Source organism: Lelliottia sp. 489 (genome assembly GCF_050435885.1).
Lineage (GTDB): Bacteria > Pseudomonadota > Gammaproteobacteria > Enterobacterales > Enterobacteriaceae > Enterobacter > Enterobacter nimipressuralis.
The window spans coordinates 83382-98813 of the sequence record NZ_JBNDLC010000008.1; the positions used below are offsets into that span (position 1 = coordinate 83382).

Consider the following 15432-nt stretch of genomic DNA (forward strand, 5'->3'; position numbering starts at 1 on the left):
AGGAACGAATTTATGCGAATCAGTAGTCTTTATAATTCCGACGCCATGCTGGCGCAGCTTGGCGTTAACGGCACGCGCATGAGCAAGCTGATGGAACAGATGGCAACCCAGAAACGAATCAACGTCCCGTCGGACGATCCGGTTGCCGCCACGCGTCTGGTGCAGCTGAACCGCGAGCAGTCGGCCATTAAGCAGTATCAGAGCAACATCTCGCGCCTCAGCGGATCGCTCGCGAGCCAGGAAGCGCACGTCAGCGCGATGAGCAATCAGCTGTTGTCCCTCAACGATAAACTGCTGGCGGCGGCCAACGGCACCCACAGCAGCGAAGATATGAACGGTTTTGGCACCGAACTGTCGTCGATGCTGGACTCGCTGGTGGCGTCGATTAACGCCCAGAATGAGAGCGGCAGCTATCTCTTCTCCGGCACCAAAACCGATGCCAAACCGGTGGTCTGGGACGAGGCGCAGGGGAAATACGTTTATCAGGGCAACGACGGCTCGCGAGAAACCACGGTGGCAAACGGGGTGAGCGTGACGGAAAACACCAACGTGGTGCAGGCGTTTGGTAACGGCAGCGATCTGGAGATGCTGAACAAGCTGAAAGCCCTGAGTGAGAAGATGCAGGACCCAGACATTCCGGTCAGCGATTATCAGGATGAGATGCAGGAAATGCTGACGCTCTCCTCCGACACGCGCGACAAAGTGGCGGCGATGTTTACCGATCTGGGTGGGCGTCAGAATCGCCTGACGATGCTCGGCGATGCCCACACGGACGTCAGCACCGCCAACGATCAGGTGGTGCGCGACCTGTCGGATACCGACTGGGCGACCACCAGTATCAACCTTCAGCTGTACACCAACTCCGTGCAGGTCACTAACAAAGCGTACAGCATGATCAGTCAGCTTTCGCTCTTCAGCATGTTGTAATGGTTATGCAGGTAGGATTAAAAACCACCACTGCCTCCAGCACTGCGTCCGCCGTCCGGACGCTGCCGGGGGCACCGGCCCAGATTGCCCGAACAGAACGCGTCGCCACCCCGAATCGTGCGACGCCGCCCTTTCCTGAAGCGGCGCTGTTGTCGCGCCGTCCGCTGCGCTATAACGTGCAGCTTAATCAGCAGCTGACGGCGGTTCAGCAGGCGGATAATTATCTGTCAGAAACCGAAACCCAACTGCTGGTGCTGCGCCATCAGAACGGCTCTGCGCCGTCAGGGCTGAACACGTTGCTGAATCAGCGCGGAAAGCTGTCGGGCGGTACGATCGATCGGAACTTCAACATCACGCTCCAGCAAAAAAGCCAGGTCACTTTCACCCTGCCGGGCGTGGAAAAACTGCTGGAGCAGCCGCAGGGTGAGACGCTGGTATTTCAGCTCGGCGGCGGCCAGCGCGAACTCACCGCCGTGGCGCTGCCCGAGCAGGCGTCTCCGCGTCAGATCCTGGCCCATCTCAATGTGGGATTGGGTCGCCTGGGAATCAACGCGACGCTCGCCCCTGAAGGGAAAGTCGCTTTCCAGGTCGACGAAGCGCGCTGGTCGCGCGTCAGCCAGCATCTTAGCGTGCGCGGCGAAGGGCAACATTTCCCGGCGGATGCCTTTACCCTGCTGGCTCCGCAGGCAGAAACCAGCCGCGAAGACGAAATCAGCCAGCTGGCCCTCCGCTGGGAGCGCGGCGACAGTAAAAAGCTGCAGCAGACGCTGGACCAAATCACCCGCGAGCGCAGTAAATTGCATTTTCACCAGGATCGCGTTTCGACGCGGATTCAGGATATGTCGACGGTTTATACCCCAGGCGAGGCGCTCGAAACGGCGCGTGCGCTGGGTGATGCCCTGGCGGGGAGCGGTAAGCAGTTTGGCCTGCTAACGCAAGCGCTGGCGGCGCAAGGGAACGTTCATCAGGTGACGGTGAAGAATTTATTAGGCTAGCCCTGCGCGGTCATCTTCTCTCCTTGCGGGGAGGAGATGACCTGCGACTCAGGTTTTATACTCTCTCTTTATTTTATTTATTCCTACCACATAGCATTCCTTCATTTTCGTTTTACTTTCTGTTTTCATGATCTCAGCTGCGATATTGTAAAAATAAAAAAGACTACACTGCTGCCCAGCATAATTAATGATTGCAATATATTTTGTTGAAAAATGATAAGGACATCATTAAGTGAGCAACGTTATCTATTTAACGCTGACGGGTGAGCGTCAGGGGGAAATATCCGCAGGCTGTGGAACAGAAAAATCTATTGGTAATCGCTTTCAGTATCGCCATGAAAACGAAATTCTGGTTTATCAGCTCTCCTCCAGCAGCGTCAGCACCGCTGGCGGCGTGCATCATCAGGGCCTGCGCTTCACCAAACCCACCGACAAAAGCTCGCCACTCCTGACTACCGCCATTAATGAAAATGAAAAACTGCGGCTCAGTTTTGATTATTACCGTACTAACCGCTTCGGCCGTCAGGAAAAATATTACCATATCGAACTGCGCGGGGCGTCGATTCAGGGGATATCCAGCTCGCATAAAAAAGACAGTCTGGATACGGAAAGTATCACTGTGAATTATGAATATATTCGTAGTAAACATCTTATTGCGAATACGGAGTTCAGCAATCTGCTCCTGCCTGACGCCTATAACCAACTGTTTCCACCCGATGAAATAAAACAACCTGAAAAACGCAATATTGCTCTGACCCTCGGTGTGTTTTTTGATGGAACCGGTAATAACGCCGTGAACACGCAAAACATGCTCGCCGCCTGTACCGCCGCGCACTTTGACATTTCTGACCCGGATGCAGAAAGCATTCTTGCCCGCATGGCGCAGGAGCAGATGGGCGTCTCCGGCACAGGGGCCACCAGCTATACCGGCGGGTATACCAATATTCACTGGTTAAATACGTTGTACAAAACGGATCTCCCCATTGAATCAGGGCAGGCGCAGGCGGCCATTTATGTGGAGGGGATCGGCACCGAAGCCGGCAGACCGGACAGCATGATTGGCCTGAGTTTAGGCGTCGCCGATACGGGGGTGATCGCGAAGACGGACCTTGCGATGAAGCAGATTGCCGGGACACTCAAAAAGTTTTTTGATGATATGAGGGAGTTTGCATCCGTCCCCTCTTTGAAAGTGACTGAATTCCAGTTCGATATCTTCGGTTTTAGTCGCGGTGCAGCGGCGGCACGCCACTTTGCCAATCGCATTCAGACGGAAGATCGGGACATTATCAATGCGATTCGCTACGGGATGAATGATGTCGAATACGCTGGCGCACCGGCCGGGAAAACGCGATTTATCGGTATTTTCGATACCGTCGCCGCCATTGGGACACCGCAAAATGGTCTCAACCCGCACACAGCGAATACCGGTGACGTGAATATCGTGTTGCGTCCCGGCGTGGCGGAGAAAGTCTTCCATATCACGGCGCAGCACGAGTGCCGCTTTAACTTCGCCCTGAACAGCGTGCAACCCGCGTGGCCGGAGCTGGCTCTGCCCGGCGCACATTCCGATATTGGCGGCGGCTACCTGCCTGCGACACGGGAAAACATCTACCTGACCCGACCGGAAGCAGTAACCGTGCCGCTGGATACCCCGCTGGCGGATACGCGAACTTACAGACATGCCATGGAACAGCTATCGATACTCGAATCCTCTGCGGTCGCGGCACCGCTCATTCGCACTAATGACATTACTGCTGACACCTGGGAGGACACGAGAATGCCCGTCCATCCAAGAGACGGGATGCAGAAGCGCGCATTTGCTGCTCTGACAATGAAAAAACGGATCGTGAAGAACGACTGGTCGAAGGTGGTGCTGCGGGTAATGATCGATGCTGCGCAGGATGCGGGTGTGGTGTTTAAGCCGATAACGCATGAATACAGTGAATTAATTTTGCCTTCAGTTCTTTCACCTCTGAGTGAGAAAGCAATTGTATCAGCAGCCGCTATACGCTCAGGCATAACTGCAAATACTTTTACTCGTGCTGAGATCGATATCATTGCCCAGGACTATATACATTGTTCGGCAAACTGGAACAGCATTGTTTTTGATAGTACCAGAAAGCCCTACGGTGGCACCTCCGTGTCGGAGATCCTTAGTTTCGTAAACCGGCCAGATCAAAACTGGCAGAGGACAATCTACAACATGGATGGTAACCAGAAATGAAAGGTATTAAACAATTATTTTTCACCCTATTACTGACACTATCTGGGTGCCATTACAGCGATTCAACAACACCTGAAGCAACGGGTGAAATGCCTTATGGATTATGGGGCTTCGCTTTTTTTACCCCCAAGGATCTGCCTGCTCGAGTGACTTATGTCGGAATCATTGATGATAAAAAAGTCCTCTATTCGTTCAGAAATCTTGATAACACCGAGGATGATGACTCAAGTATAAATCGCTGGGATAAGCGATATATGCGCTTTGCACAGTTTAACAAAGCCCGTCATCCACCAGTCACTATGCTTTTTTGCTGGGACTCTATTATCGATAAAAAAACCTATGAAACACGGATCATCTTTCCAGAGACAGTACGGGAAAAAATGAGCGTATCGACGGGAGTGGATATGTTCGGCGACAAGGCGTGGTACAGCACGATGTTATTTGGCCTGGCGCCAGAAGGGAAGGTCAGAGTCTGGCTACAAAATAGTGGCGGCGGTGACAATTTGCCCGTAGAGCCAAAAAAAATCACCACGCTTTCCGGCGATAAGCTGGAGGTGTGTAAAGGCATTACCCTCGCCAATTTCGATTACAGCATTCCTGATGGCTACGACCAAAATATAAAAGACTTTATCAAAGGCAAAACCTATCCGTACGGCGAATGGTGAGGTTTAGATGAGTAACGCATTCAACATGGAAGGAATTAGAAATGAATTACGGAAAACGGTCTTTACTCGCTTTTGTACTGGTTTTATTAGGTTGCCAATCCGGTCAAATGATAACACCTGAAGAAACAGGTGAAATGCCCTATGGGATGGTTGAGTTCGCGTTTTTTACGCCAAAGGCATTGCCCGCTGATGTTACCTATGTTGCCATTATTGATGACATGAAAATAGTTTACTCATTCAAAAGCCTGGATAGCATTGAGGATAATTGGGCAACAGTAGGTACATGGAATAATAAAGTCAGACGACACGCACAGTTCAATAAAATCAGGCACCCGCCCGTTACAATGCTGTTTTGTTGGGACTCTGTTATTGATAAAAAGACTTACGAAACATATGTGATTTTTCCTGAATCCGTCAGGCAGAAGATGAGTGTATCAACAGGGATAGACAATCATGGTGAAAAAGCTTGGTTTAATACCTTACTGTTTGGTTTAGCTCCTGAGGGTAAAGTAAAAATTTGGCTCCATAACACTGCCAGCGGAAATGGTAGCAGCCCGGTAGAACCCGTAAAGATAACGACAGTCTCCGGCGATAAATTGGAGGGTTGTAAAGGGATAACTCAGCATTCGCAAGGTTACGAATATTCCAAAGAGACCGAAAAATTTATTAATGGGAAAGTTTACCCTTATGGTAAGTGGTGAGGTTTCTACGGGTAACGTATTAAACATGGACGGAGTTAGAAATGAATTATGGAAAACGGTCTTTACTCATAATGCTTCTTATTTTATCAGGCTGTCATACTGGCGAACCCGCATTGCCAGAAGAAACTGGCGCAATGCCATATGGGATGTGGGAGTTTGCTTTTTTTACTCCTAAAGCACTTCCCGCTCGAGTGACCTATGTCGGTATCATTGATGAAAAAAAGATCCTGTATTCCTTCAGAACGCTCGACAGTACTGAGGATAGTTGGGCAACCATCGGTACCTGGAATAACAAAGTAAGACGGCATGCCCAGTTCAATAAAGCTCGGCACCCTCCGGTCACAATGCTTTTTTGTTGGGATTCAATCATCGATAAAAAAACCTACGAAACGCGAGTCACGTTTCCTCAAAGTATCAGGGAAAAGATGAGTATTTCATTTGCGTTAGATCACCATGGTGAAAAAGCCTGGTACAACACGTTGGTGTTTGGTCTGGCTCCTGGAGGTAAGGTGAGGATTTGGTTACAGGATACCGTTGGGGGGAATGGCAACTTGCCCGTAGAGCCAAAAAAAATTACCACGCTTTCCGGCGATAAGCTGGAGGGGTGTAAAGGTATTACTCTCGCCAATTTCGATTACAGCATCCCTGATGGCTACGACCAAAATATAAAAGACTTTATCAAAGGCAAAACCTATCCGTACGGCGAATGGTGAAGCGGGTGGCCGCTGCCACCCTGCTTACTTCTTCAATGGATACAAAAATATTGCCCCACTTTGCCCGACCACCAGCTGCTGATTGCCGACAAACAGCGGCTGCATCCAGATATCAATGTGCAGCAGCATATCCACCAGACCATCAATCATCAGCCCTTTTTGCGCGGTGCTGTAGTAGATGGGGGTGTAGGCGAAAAACTGTCTGCCGTTCTGTTCGTTGATGCCGGTGAACTTTCCTTTCAGCACGAAGCGGTTGTCGTTCGGGCTGGTGATGGTCGTTAAAATCGAACCATTCACCGTCTGCATGTGCGAATCGTAAATCTCTTTTCGCATCGACATCAAATCGTAGAATCCCAGCTGTAAAAACCCCTCGACGTTAGACTGCGGGACGTTTGCGGTTTGCATGACTCGCAGCCCCGCAAAAGCGAGCGCCACAAGCAGAAAGCAGGACAGGGCCAGTTTCCAGTTAAGCGCAGGTTTCCATCTCACTGATTTTTCTCCTCGTCTCACGCAGTATCAGGTTGTTCAGTTGGGTCGGGTCGATGCGCCAGTGATAGATGGCCATCACCAGCTGTTTTTTGTCGCAGCGGCTATTCAGCGCAAAGGTGTAGTTCAGCGTTTGATCGATACTCTGGTAATAGACCGTCATGGTCATGGACTGGGTTTTGATCTGCTGGTTAATGGTATACAGCGTGTCTTTGATTTTGCTGTAAAAATCTTCTTTGCTCATCTCCAGGCGGTTGGACTCGGACAGCTCGTAAATATGAATGTTGCTGTAAACCGCGACTTCCTGCTCTGCCGCGACGATTTTTGGGCCCTGATTACCGGCATAGTGCCAGCCAAAGATCGCGCCAATCATGACGGTGACCAGCAGGGCCGCCAGGGTGATGAGCGGATGCTGAAACCGGGGTTTGGCCGGTACAATAACGGGGCGTTCAGCGGGAACCGCGATCTCAGTGGAGGGCGTTTCAATCACCTTAACGGGTTCAGAAACGATGTCCGGCTCGTCGGCAGCGTTGTGCTCAACGGTTGGGCTGAGCGTGGGCAACACAAAGCCATCGATCTCCGTGTCCGGCAGATCAATCTCTTCGCTCTCTTTCTCAACGAAACGGCACCACGCCTGCTCAAGCAAATACCCCTTTTTGGGGATTGTTTTGATAATTTTTTGTTGTTTGCCGTCGTCTTCTAAAGCGGAGCGTAAAGCATGGATGGCATTGGGCAGACTATTATTACCAATAACCCGACGCTCCCAGACCAGCGTCGTCAATTCTTCGCGAGTGAGAATTTTTCCTGCATTTTCAAGAAGTACATCTAATAGTTTTAATTGATATTCCCCCAGGCGTTTTCTTTCGCCCGTGACCATGCTTATGAGAGAGCCGGAGGGTAGATCAACTAACCAGTTATTAACGGTGGAATATTTTTTTCTCATGGCGACAGGTGACAAAAAGCCACTCCTGAATCAATTATTCATCTCCGCACCGAGCGAAAAAGTCGCGCAATGCTTAATGTAAATTAATCATTAATTCCGTTTAAAATTCATTTGAGAATTGCCGCGTGCCTGCGGAGATTATGCAAAAACGAGCGGTTTTACGACGTAAACAGGGATTTCGCTCTGCGGAACGGCATGTGCTTGCCGGTCATTTTCCGCCTTTTCCAGTATGAGATTAGGAAGTTTCTCTTCCTTGACACATTTTTACGCGATAAAACTGTGATGTGCAACAAATTATTAAGTTAATTCTCTAAACAACCATTAATGAGAATCGTTAAACGTTAATAGTGATCTGTGGATGTGTTTTATATTAATAGATTGTTCTTTTATGTGAATTTGGTGTTTTATTTTTTCCCGCCGATAAAATATTGTTACATTTGGATAAATGAATACATTAAATATTTTTAAGTTGCGTTTAAGTTAAGGAGAGAGTGTGTCGCATTGGTTTTTAATTTATCTTTCGCAATTTATGCGGTTATTACTCAGACCAGGCTTTTTCTTATAGACGTAATTTTTAATTTTTTTTCATCGCCGATTTAATTCTCCCTTTCAGTGTGTCGTTTTACTTGAGTACCAGAGAGAAGAGCCTGACAGACAGGTTCACAAGGAGATTACTAACATGGCACTTTCTATTTTCACTAACGCGTCTTCCATGGCTTCTACTAACGCACTGAATAAATCCAACAGCATGCTGTCTACTGCAATGGAACGTCTGGGTACCGGTAAACGTATCAACTCCGCAGCGGACGATGCAGCTGGCCTGCAAATCGCAACCCGCCTGCAGGGTCAGAGCAATGGTATGGCTGTTGCACAGCGCAACATCTCTGATGCGACTGCGCTGCTGCAGACCGCAGAAGGTGCTTTTGATGAAGTGAGCAACATCATGTACCGCATGAAAGACCTCGCAACACAGGCAGCGAACGACACGAACGGTACTGAAGATCGCGCTGCGCTGCAGTCTGAAATGGACGAACTGAACGCTGAACTGACCAACATTATGGACAACACCAAATACGCAGGCGAAAACCTGTTCGGTGCGAGCGGTAAATTCGCTTCTGCAATGAACTTCCAGATCGGTGCATCTGAAGGCGAGAAACTGACTGTAAACGTGAGCACAGAACTGACCACCGTGACCGGTTCCGGCGGTATGGGCGCACTGACTGCTTCTGGCGCGCTGACCACTGTTTCTGGCGCTCAGGCGATGATCACAAGCGTAGAAGGCGCAATCTCTGAAGTGGGTACCCTGCGTTCTAAACTGGGTGCAAACATCAACCGTCTGGGCCACACCGCGGCTAACCTGGCGAACATGAAAGACAACACCGACCTGGCGCTGGGTAACATCCGTGATGCTGACTTCGCGTCTGAAGCCTCCAGCATGACCCGTAACCAGATGCTGGCCCAAACCAGCATGTCCATGCTGAAGCAGTCCAACAGCATGTCCGGAATGGTGATGTCCCTGCTGGGCTAATCCCAATCCGTTCGATGAAAACACCGCTGTAAGGCGGTGTTTTTGTTTGCGGCCTTTCCCCTTCCTGTCTTTTCCCATTCGGGGAAAGTTGCCTTCCCGGTAAATCGTAACTAACTGAATTAACTAAATTTAAAAATTGGCACGATGGTTGCATTAACGGATCATGGTTTAGCAACAGGTGCGAATGGAGACAACTACTATGGCAGATTTCAGCAGCATAGATCCGACGACGCTGGCGCAGTCACTGGCGTCCTACGACATTATGTCGATCCAGAATCAGCTGAAGACCAAAACAGCCACGATGACGTCGCAGAAAAAAGCGCTGGACGCGCTTCGCACCGCATTAACCGATTTTCGCAGCGCCATTAAAGGGCTGAACAGTACCAATGACGGGATGTTGCAAAACAGCGCCACCGTCAACCGCGAAGGGATTGCGACCGTCACGGCCAACTCCTCGGCGGAGAAGGGCACATACAACATCGAAGTCGATCAGCTGGCGTCTGCCCATCAGATCGGTTTCGGCGATCTGACGGATGATGCCATCGCAAAAGCCTCAGGCACGATGGAGATCACCCTCGGCGAAGGGGCGGATGCGAAAACCATCAACGTTGATATGGACAGTATCAACAGCCTGAGCGATCTCACCAAAGCCATTAATGGCGATGAAAATAACCCCGGCGTCACCGCTTCGCTGATCCGCACCGACGGCAAAGTGACGCTGATGCTGAGCAGCGACGAAAGCGGCGCAGCCAATAAGGTAACTGTCGGCGGGACGGCAGGTTTTGACTCAGCGAACGCCAAAGAGATCTCGAAAGCGCAAGACGCCAAATTCCGCATGGGCGAAATGGAATTTTCCAACAGCAGCAACACGCTGGATAAGCTCATCGACGGCGTGACCATCGAACTGACGTCGAAGACCGAAGCCGACAAGCCGCTGACCATCACCATCGGCACAGATACAGCGGCCACCAAAGAGCAGCTGCAGACCTTCATTACCTCATACAACACCCTGCAGGACACGCTGCAAAAGCTAACCAAAAGCGGCAGCGGCGACGGTGAAGAGCGCGGTGCGTTTGCGGGCGATGCCACCATGGCCTCCCTCGATCGCGAGCTGAACGACGTGCTGCGCACCCAGTTTGGCGGCAAGCGGATGTCCGATTTCGGCATCACAGCGGATAAAGACGGCAAGCTGGAGATCGACAGCAAAAAGCTCGACGCCGCGCTGACCGCCGATCCGCAGGCGCTGACGGGCCTGTTTAACGGCAAAGACGGGCTGATCGCGGCGGTGGATAAATCCCTCGACCGTTACCTCAATTCGACCACCGGCCTGCTGAAAGGTCGTCAGGAAGTGCTCGACCGCCAGCAGAGCGATATCGACACCAAAACCGAAGCCATGAATTCGCGTTATGACTCCTCGTATAACCGCTATCTGAAGCAATTTACTCAGTTGCAGCAGGCCATGGCCCAGATGGAAAACACCAAGAGTATGTTTGGTTTAGAGTAAGGAAAACAGAGCTTTTATGTACGGGAACGAACAGCAGGGCTTCGGCCATTACCAGCAGTCCGACTTAGCAATTCAGGCGGCGGCAGCGAATCCGCATCAACTGGTTTTGATGCTGTTTAACGGCCTGATGGATGAACTGGTGCGGGCAAAAAGCCACATCGCGGCGCGTCGCTATGACCGTAAGGTCCAGAGCATTAACAAATGCATCGATATCCTGAATGCCCTGACCAGCTCGCTGGATTTCGACAAAGGGGGCGAGCTGGCGCTGAGCCTGGCGAACCTCTATGACTACTGCGTTTATCGTCTGTATGACGCCAGCCATAAGCTCTCCGTTGAGCACGTTGAAGAGGTGGAAGTGATCCTCCGCAACCTGCAGGACGGCTGGGAAAAAATGGGGCAGCAGAATGGATGATCTACAGGTTATGCGTTTTCTGGCGCGTTCCCTGGAGCAGGCGGCCAGTCAGCACGACTGGCCGAAAATGCAGGAGGTCGACGCGCAGATCGCTGGGCTGTTGATCTCCCTGCAGGGGCAGACGCTGACAGCGGAAAAACGTGAGGCGCTGACGGCACTGCGCACGGTGCATCAGCAGGTGAGCCAGTACAGCCAGCAGCAAAGCGATGAGCTGGCGCAGCAGATGGCCCGCGCGCGTCGCAACCGTGAAGGCGCAAGCGCCTACGCGCAGTTTGCCGATGTGGGAGAGAGAGGCTGATGAATCTGCTGCTCATGCCACTGACGTTAACACCTGCCACCCCGGAGCCGGGAGCCATTGCCCCGGCGCTGCCCGCGACGGACACAGCCTCGACGACGCTGCCGGGTGCGCCTGTCGGCGAGCCGGCGCCTGCGGCGTTCAACGACGCACTGCTCAATATCATCAATAACCTGTTGGGCGGTGAGAAAACGCGCGACACCACCATGGTGCTGGCGGGGCTTAAGACGGATGACGAAGACGACGACGCGACGACGGACACCGCCGACAGCGCACAACCGGCGCCGGATACGCTAACGCCACCGCAGGCGCTGCTGGACACCTTGCTGATGGCAAGCCAGATGCCGGTCAAAACGCTGAATGCCGCCCCGGCCGCACCGCAAAGTGGCGAAGCGCTAAAAATGCAGACGCTGTCGGCGGGGCTTATGCCGCAGGCCCACGCGTCACAACCGACGCCTGTGCCCGCACCATTACCTGTGGCGCAGGCGCAGGCAGTCGAGCATACCAAACCGCTCGCCGCCGAGGTGGTGAAAACCCTGGCTGACGTGCTGCCTGCCGCAGGGCAACCGGTCGCCAGCGGGCAGACATTCTCGACGGCGATGGAGAAGCAAACCGTGCATTTGCCGCCGGTCAAACTGGACGCAGACGAAACCAAATGGGCGCAGCAGTTGCACAGCGCGCTTAACGATCGGCTGCAGATTCAGGTCAAAAACCAGGTGCAGCACGCCACCATCCGTCTCGATCCGCCAGAGATGGGCAAAGTGGATATCTCGCTGCAGATCGAAAATGGTCGGATGCAGGTACACATCAGCGCCAGCAACAGCGAGACGGTGCGCGCGCTCCAGCAGATCAGCAATGAACTGCGCCAGAGCCTGACAGAACAAAACTTTGTCCAGGTGAACGTGCAGGTATCTACCCAGTCCGGACTGCAGCAAGGACGCGGACAGCAACTGCCATCCCAGGCAGACAGGCCTGAAGCAGGGGCAGAGATAGCCGCAGAGGACGCACACTCCACTGACGGTACAGACGATTCAGTATTACTTACGGTTTAACTTATGACTTTGAAGACTTTTTCTTTAGGGCTGGTGATTGCCCTGATAGCAGCCACTTTTGCCGCCGTACTGACCGTCATGGGCACGCATTTGCTCAGCCAGGACGAGCATAAACGCTCCATCATTTCTGATTTCTTCAGCTCGTCGAAAGAGAGCGTGGTGGAGTTTGTCGAAATCAAAAACGTGGTTGTGACCTTAAAAAGCCCCAGCGATTCCGAGCGCTATCTGCTGCTGGAGCTGGCCCTGACCACTGATTCCGCCGCTGATACCAGCCGCGCGGAGGAGATGTCTCCGGCCATTCGCGGCGCGACGGTCAATGCCCTCTCGGCGATGGACTACGACGCGGTGCGTGAAATGAGCGTGGAAGCCCTGCGCGATAAGCTGATGAATGCTTACACGGCACGCTTTGAGAGCCTCAATACGCGTATGCCGTTTAAAGACGTCATCATCAGCAAAATGGTTTTCCAGTAAGAAACGGTAGTCGACTGACATGATGGATTTTATTGCGGATGACGCGCTGACCCCGGCTGATGAAGCGAAGTACATCAACGCGTACTTACCGCTTGTGCACCGGGTGGTGAAGCAGCTCTCCTGGCAAACCAGCAGCGTAATGGACAAAGAGGACATGGAGCAGATCGCCCTGATGGGTCTGCTGACCTCCCTGCGTCGCTACGGCCACCCCGATGAGCAGTTTGGCGCTTACGCGGCTGCGCGCGTGCGTGGCGCGGTGCTGGATGAGCTGCGCGAGCTGGACTGGCGTCCGCGTCGGCTTCGACAGAAGAGTCACAAAATCAACGATGCGATCCGCGACATCACGCGCAAGCTGGGGCGCACGCCGACGTTTGAGGATCTCAGCGAGCATCTCTCCATCACCGCTGACGAATACCACGAGTATTTACTGCTGGATTGCGCCAGGACGCTGGAAAGTCTCGATGAATTATTAGGTGAGGATGCGCTGCACGGCACCCTCAACACCCGCTCGCTGGAGGACGAAATGGTCACCAGCGGCACGTTAAAGGCTGCGCTGGCGAGCCTTGATGAGCGTGAACAACTGATTCTGACGCTCTATTACCAGCAGGAAATGAGTCTGAAAGAAATCGCGCTGGTTCTCGATCTGACCGAGGCGCGCGTCTGCCAGCTTAATAAAAAGATCGCTCAAAAGATCCAGTGTTTTTTCCAGAAGTGAAAGGTATATGCAAAAGTTTCTCGGTATTTTCATTATTTTTGCCTGCGTTGTCGGCGGGTTTCTGATGTCTGGCGGCCGTCTCGCCTCGTTCTGGCAGCCCGGTGAAATCATCATCATTTTAGGGGCCGGTCTGGGGGCGATGGTGCTCGCGAATCCGCGTCCGGTTCTGGCAGAGATGTATCGTCAGTTTCGCGGCATTATGCGCAAAAACGAGTACACGGATGAGTATCAACGCCAGCTGCTGATGCTGTTGTTTGAACTGCTGGAGCTGGTGCAGGACGGTGGTCTGAAGGTACTGGATGCACACATCGAAGTGCCGGAAAGCAGCCCGCTGTTCCAGAAATATCCGCTGATCCTGCAGAACAAAGCGCTGATCACCTTTATCTCTGACAACTTCCGCCTGATGGCGATGGGCAAGATCAACGAGCACGAGCTGGAAGGGATTCTGGAGCAGGAGCTGGTGGCGATGGAAGAGAACCTGCTGCAACCGTCCCGCTCGCTGCAACGTACCGCAGAAGCGATGCCGGGCTTTGGTATCTGTGCGGCGGTACTGGGGATCATCATCACCATGCAATCCATCGACGGTTCCATTGCGGTGATCGGCGTGAAAGTGGCGGCGGCGCTGGTCGGCACCTTCCTCGGCGTCTTCTTCTGCTACTGCCTGATGGACCCGGTGGCGAACGCCATGGAGCAGAACACCAAAAAACAGCTCGCGGTGATCGAGTGCGTGCGTACCGTGCTGGTGAATCACGTGGCGGGGAAGCCCACGCTGCTGGCGGTGGATGCCGGACGTAAAATGCTGCCGCTCGATTCGAAACCGACCTTCGCCACGCTCGACGGCTGGGTGAACCAGATGACGGGTGAATCCTGATGCGCGGCACACGCGGAAAAGAACATACCACCATCATCAAACGCTCCTCGCGCAAAAGCCACGACACCTTTCATGGCGGGGCGTGGAAGGTGGCCTTCGCCGACTTTACCCTCGCGATGATGGCGCTGTTTATGGTGCTGTGGATCATGGGCTCGGTGACGGAAGAGGAGCGCAAAGAGATCGTCTCTCAGCTCAACGGCGAGTCGATTTTTGAAGGCAACTCCCTGACGCCAATCACCCAGCCGCACGGCAGCGGCGGTAAAATTGCGGTCACGGAAAAACGCGATCGCGAAGCGAAAAAATCATCCGCAGAAAAACCGATGACTATTCAGGCGGGGCTGAAAGGCGAAAGCCTGGAGGACGTGAATAAGCGTTCCCAAAGGGAGATCGAAGATCTGGCGCGGATCATCATGAAGATCACCTCGGCCTACGATGCCCAGTCGAACCTGAAAATGGAGATCGTCCCGCAGGGGCTGCGGATCCTGATCACCGACGATCAGAAGCGCGAGATGTTCCAGCGCAGCAGCGCGATCCTGACGCCGTTCTTCACCCGTCTGCTGACGGAGTTCTCCCCGGCGCTCAACAAGATCGACAACAAAATCATTATCACCGGCCACACGGACGCTACCCGTTTCCGCGACCAGGATCTCTACAACAACTGGAACCTGTCCGGTGAGCGCGCCATGCAGGCGCGTAAAGTCCTGACCAGAGCCGGGTTAGCGCCAGGGAAAATTTTGCAGGTGAGTGGAATGGCCGATCAGATGCTGCTCGACCCGGAAAATCCGCTCAGCTCCTCGAACCGCCGCATTGAAATCATGGTGCTGACCCACTCGGCGAGCGAGTCGCTATACCAGTTCTTTGGTCAGCACGGCGAGAAAGTGATCAAGCCGATCATTGATAAACTCTCGCAGAAACAATAGACGATTGAGT

The 15432-nt window shown here is 52.8% G+C and carries 17 protein-coding genes; 15 read left to right on the top strand and 2 right to left on the bottom strand.

All coding sequences use genetic code 11. From position 1 onward, the window contains the following. The first annotated feature begins 12 nt into the window (after positions 1-12). The 6 genes from flgL (at position 13) to ABIE11_RS19585 (ending at position 6225) form a co-directional block, all read left to right on the top strand. A complete protein-coding gene (flgL, locus tag ABIE11_RS19560) occupies positions 13-927 on the top strand; it encodes a flagellar hook-associated protein FlgL (RefSeq protein WP_100778013.1) in 915 nt (304 codons plus the stop codon). Next, positions 927-1922: a hypothetical protein gene (locus tag ABIE11_RS19565; RefSeq protein WP_100778012.1), complete on the top strand. Its 996-nt coding sequence runs from the start codon at positions 927-929 to the stop codon at positions 1920-1922. Before flgL ends, ABIE11_RS19565 begins: the two co-directional genes overlap by 1 nt. 232 nt (positions 1923-2154) lie before the next feature. Continuing rightward, positions 2155-4146, top strand: a complete 1992-nt coding sequence (gene tssD, locus ABIE11_RS19570; RefSeq protein WP_429185167.1) for a type VI secretion system tube protein TssD — start codon at positions 2155-2157, stop codon at positions 4144-4146. Then, positions 4143-4811, top strand: a complete 669-nt coding sequence (locus ABIE11_RS19575; protein WP_429185168.1) for a DUF2931 family protein — start codon at positions 4143-4145, stop codon at positions 4809-4811. The genes tssD and ABIE11_RS19575 overlap by 4 nt, the downstream gene beginning before the upstream one ends. Positions 4812-4852: 41 nt before the next feature. Then, positions 4853-5512 carry a DUF2931 family protein gene (locus ABIE11_RS19580; RefSeq protein ID WP_429185169.1) on the top strand — a complete coding sequence of 220 codons (660 nt, stop codon included), beginning with the start codon at positions 4853-4855 and terminating at the stop codon, positions 5510-5512. A gap of 41 nt (positions 5513-5553) precedes the next feature. After that, a complete protein-coding gene (locus ABIE11_RS19585) occupies positions 5554-6225 on the top strand; it encodes a DUF2931 family protein (RefSeq protein ID WP_429185170.1) in 672 nt (223 codons plus the stop codon). 24 nt (positions 6226-6249) lie between these two features. Here the strand turns inward: ABIE11_RS19585 and ABIE11_RS19590 are convergent, their stop codons facing one another. Together ABIE11_RS19590 and ABIE11_RS19595 are read right to left on the bottom strand one after the other, a co-directional pair. Continuing rightward, a complete protein-coding gene (locus tag ABIE11_RS19590) occupies positions 6250-6714 on the bottom strand; it encodes a hypothetical protein (RefSeq protein WP_102105714.1) in 465 nt (154 codons plus the stop codon). Continuing rightward, a complete protein-coding gene (locus tag ABIE11_RS19595) occupies positions 6692-7654 on the bottom strand; it encodes a winged helix-turn-helix domain-containing protein (protein WP_181827904.1) in 963 nt (320 codons plus the stop codon). Before ABIE11_RS19595 ends, ABIE11_RS19590 begins: the two co-directional genes overlap by 23 nt. A gap of 679 nt (positions 7655-8333) precedes the next feature. On the opposite strand from ABIE11_RS19595, the gene ABIE11_RS19600 reads away from it, so the two are divergent. The 9 genes from ABIE11_RS19600 (at position 8334) to lafU (ending at position 15422) form a co-directional block, all read left to right on the top strand. Then, positions 8334-9182 (top strand): flagellin, encoded by an 849-nt coding sequence (locus ABIE11_RS19600; protein ID WP_100778005.1) that lies wholly within the window; start codon positions 8334-8336, stop codon positions 9180-9182. Between the two features lie 199 nt (positions 9183-9381). Next, positions 9382-10686: a flagellar filament capping protein FliD gene (fliD, locus tag ABIE11_RS19605; protein WP_429185172.1), complete on the top strand. Its 1305-nt coding sequence runs from the start codon at positions 9382-9384 to the stop codon at positions 10684-10686. A 16-nt stretch (positions 10687-10702) separates the two neighbouring features. Beyond that, on the top strand, positions 10703-11098 hold the full coding sequence (gene fliS / locus ABIE11_RS19610) for a flagellar export chaperone FliS (protein WP_100778003.1): 396 nt from the start codon (positions 10703-10705) through the stop codon (positions 11096-11098). Then, positions 11091-11396 carry a hypothetical protein gene (locus tag ABIE11_RS19615; protein WP_100778002.1) on the top strand — a complete coding sequence of 102 codons (306 nt, stop codon included), beginning with the start codon at positions 11091-11093 and terminating at the stop codon, positions 11394-11396. The genes fliS and ABIE11_RS19615 overlap by 8 nt, the downstream gene beginning before the upstream one ends. Beyond that, a complete protein-coding gene (locus ABIE11_RS19620; RefSeq protein ID WP_429185173.1) occupies positions 11396-12445 on the top strand; it encodes a flagellar hook-length control protein FliK in 1050 nt (349 codons plus the stop codon). Before ABIE11_RS19615 ends, ABIE11_RS19620 begins: the two co-directional genes overlap by 1 nt. Before the next feature lie 3 nt (positions 12446-12448). Continuing rightward, positions 12449-12916, top strand: a complete 468-nt coding sequence (locus ABIE11_RS19625) for a flagellar basal body-associated FliL family protein (RefSeq protein ID WP_429185174.1) — start codon at positions 12449-12451, stop codon at positions 12914-12916. 22 nt (positions 12917-12938) lie between these two features. Continuing rightward, the gene (locus ABIE11_RS19630; RefSeq protein WP_164971819.1) at positions 12939-13631 is read left to right on the top strand and encodes a FliA/WhiG family RNA polymerase sigma factor; all 693 of its coding nucleotides are present in this window, start codon (positions 12939-12941) and stop codon (positions 13629-13631) included. A 7-nt stretch (positions 13632-13638) separates the two neighbouring features. Then, a complete protein-coding gene (gene motA, locus ABIE11_RS19635) occupies positions 13639-14502 on the top strand; it encodes a flagellar motor stator protein MotA (RefSeq protein ID WP_100777999.1) in 864 nt (287 codons plus the stop codon). Beyond that, the gene (gene lafU, locus ABIE11_RS19640; protein ID WP_102105717.1) at positions 14502-15422 is read left to right on the top strand and encodes a putative lateral flagellar export/assembly protein LafU; all 921 of its coding nucleotides are present in this window, start codon (positions 14502-14504) and stop codon (positions 15420-15422) included. Before motA ends, lafU begins: the two co-directional genes overlap by 1 nt. Positions 15423-15432: the final 10 nt, after the last annotated feature.

Excerpts from the sequence above, each read along its gene's own strand:
- ABIE11_RS19580 (WP_429185169.1), top strand. The coding sequence starts at position 4,853 with ATGAATTACGGAAAACGGTCTTTACTCGCTTTTGTACTGGTTTTATTA.
- ABIE11_RS19620 (WP_429185173.1), top strand. The coding sequence starts at position 11,396 with ATGAATCTGCTGCTCATGCCACTGACGTTAACACCTGCCACCCCGGAG.
- ABIE11_RS19565 (WP_100778012.1), top strand. The coding sequence starts at position 927 with ATGGTTATGCAGGTAGGATTAAAAACCACCACTGCCTCCAGCACTGCG.
- ABIE11_RS19575 (WP_429185168.1), top strand. The coding sequence starts at position 4,143 with ATGAAAGGTATTAAACAATTATTTTTCACCCTATTACTGACACTATCT.
- lafU (WP_102105717.1), top strand. The coding sequence starts at position 14,502 with ATGCGCGGCACACGCGGAAAAGAACATACCACCATCATCAAACGCTCC.
- ABIE11_RS19615 (WP_100778002.1), top strand. The coding sequence starts at position 11,091 with ATGGATGATCTACAGGTTATGCGTTTTCTGGCGCGTTCCCTGGAGCAG.
- fliD (WP_429185172.1), top strand. The coding sequence starts at position 9,382 with ATGGCAGATTTCAGCAGCATAGATCCGACGACGCTGGCGCAGTCACTG.
- flgL (WP_100778013.1), top strand. The coding sequence starts at position 13 with ATGCGAATCAGTAGTCTTTATAATTCCGACGCCATGCTGGCGCAGCTT.
- ABIE11_RS19625 (WP_429185174.1), top strand. The coding sequence starts at position 12,449 with ATGACTTTGAAGACTTTTTCTTTAGGGCTGGTGATTGCCCTGATAGCA.
- ABIE11_RS19600 (WP_100778005.1), top strand. The coding sequence starts at position 8,334 with ATGGCACTTTCTATTTTCACTAACGCGTCTTCCATGGCTTCTACTAAC.
- ABIE11_RS19630 (WP_164971819.1), top strand. The coding sequence starts at position 12,939 with ATGGATTTTATTGCGGATGACGCGCTGACCCCGGCTGATGAAGCGAAG.
- motA (WP_100777999.1), top strand. The coding sequence starts at position 13,639 with ATGCAAAAGTTTCTCGGTATTTTCATTATTTTTGCCTGCGTTGTCGGC.
- ABIE11_RS19585 (WP_429185170.1), top strand. The coding sequence starts at position 5,554 with ATGAATTATGGAAAACGGTCTTTACTCATAATGCTTCTTATTTTATCA.
- fliS (WP_100778003.1), top strand. The coding sequence starts at position 10,703 with ATGTACGGGAACGAACAGCAGGGCTTCGGCCATTACCAGCAGTCCGAC.
- ABIE11_RS19595 (WP_181827904.1), bottom strand. The coding sequence starts at position 7,654 with ATGAGAAAAAAATATTCCACCGTTAATAACTGGTTAGTTGATCTACCC.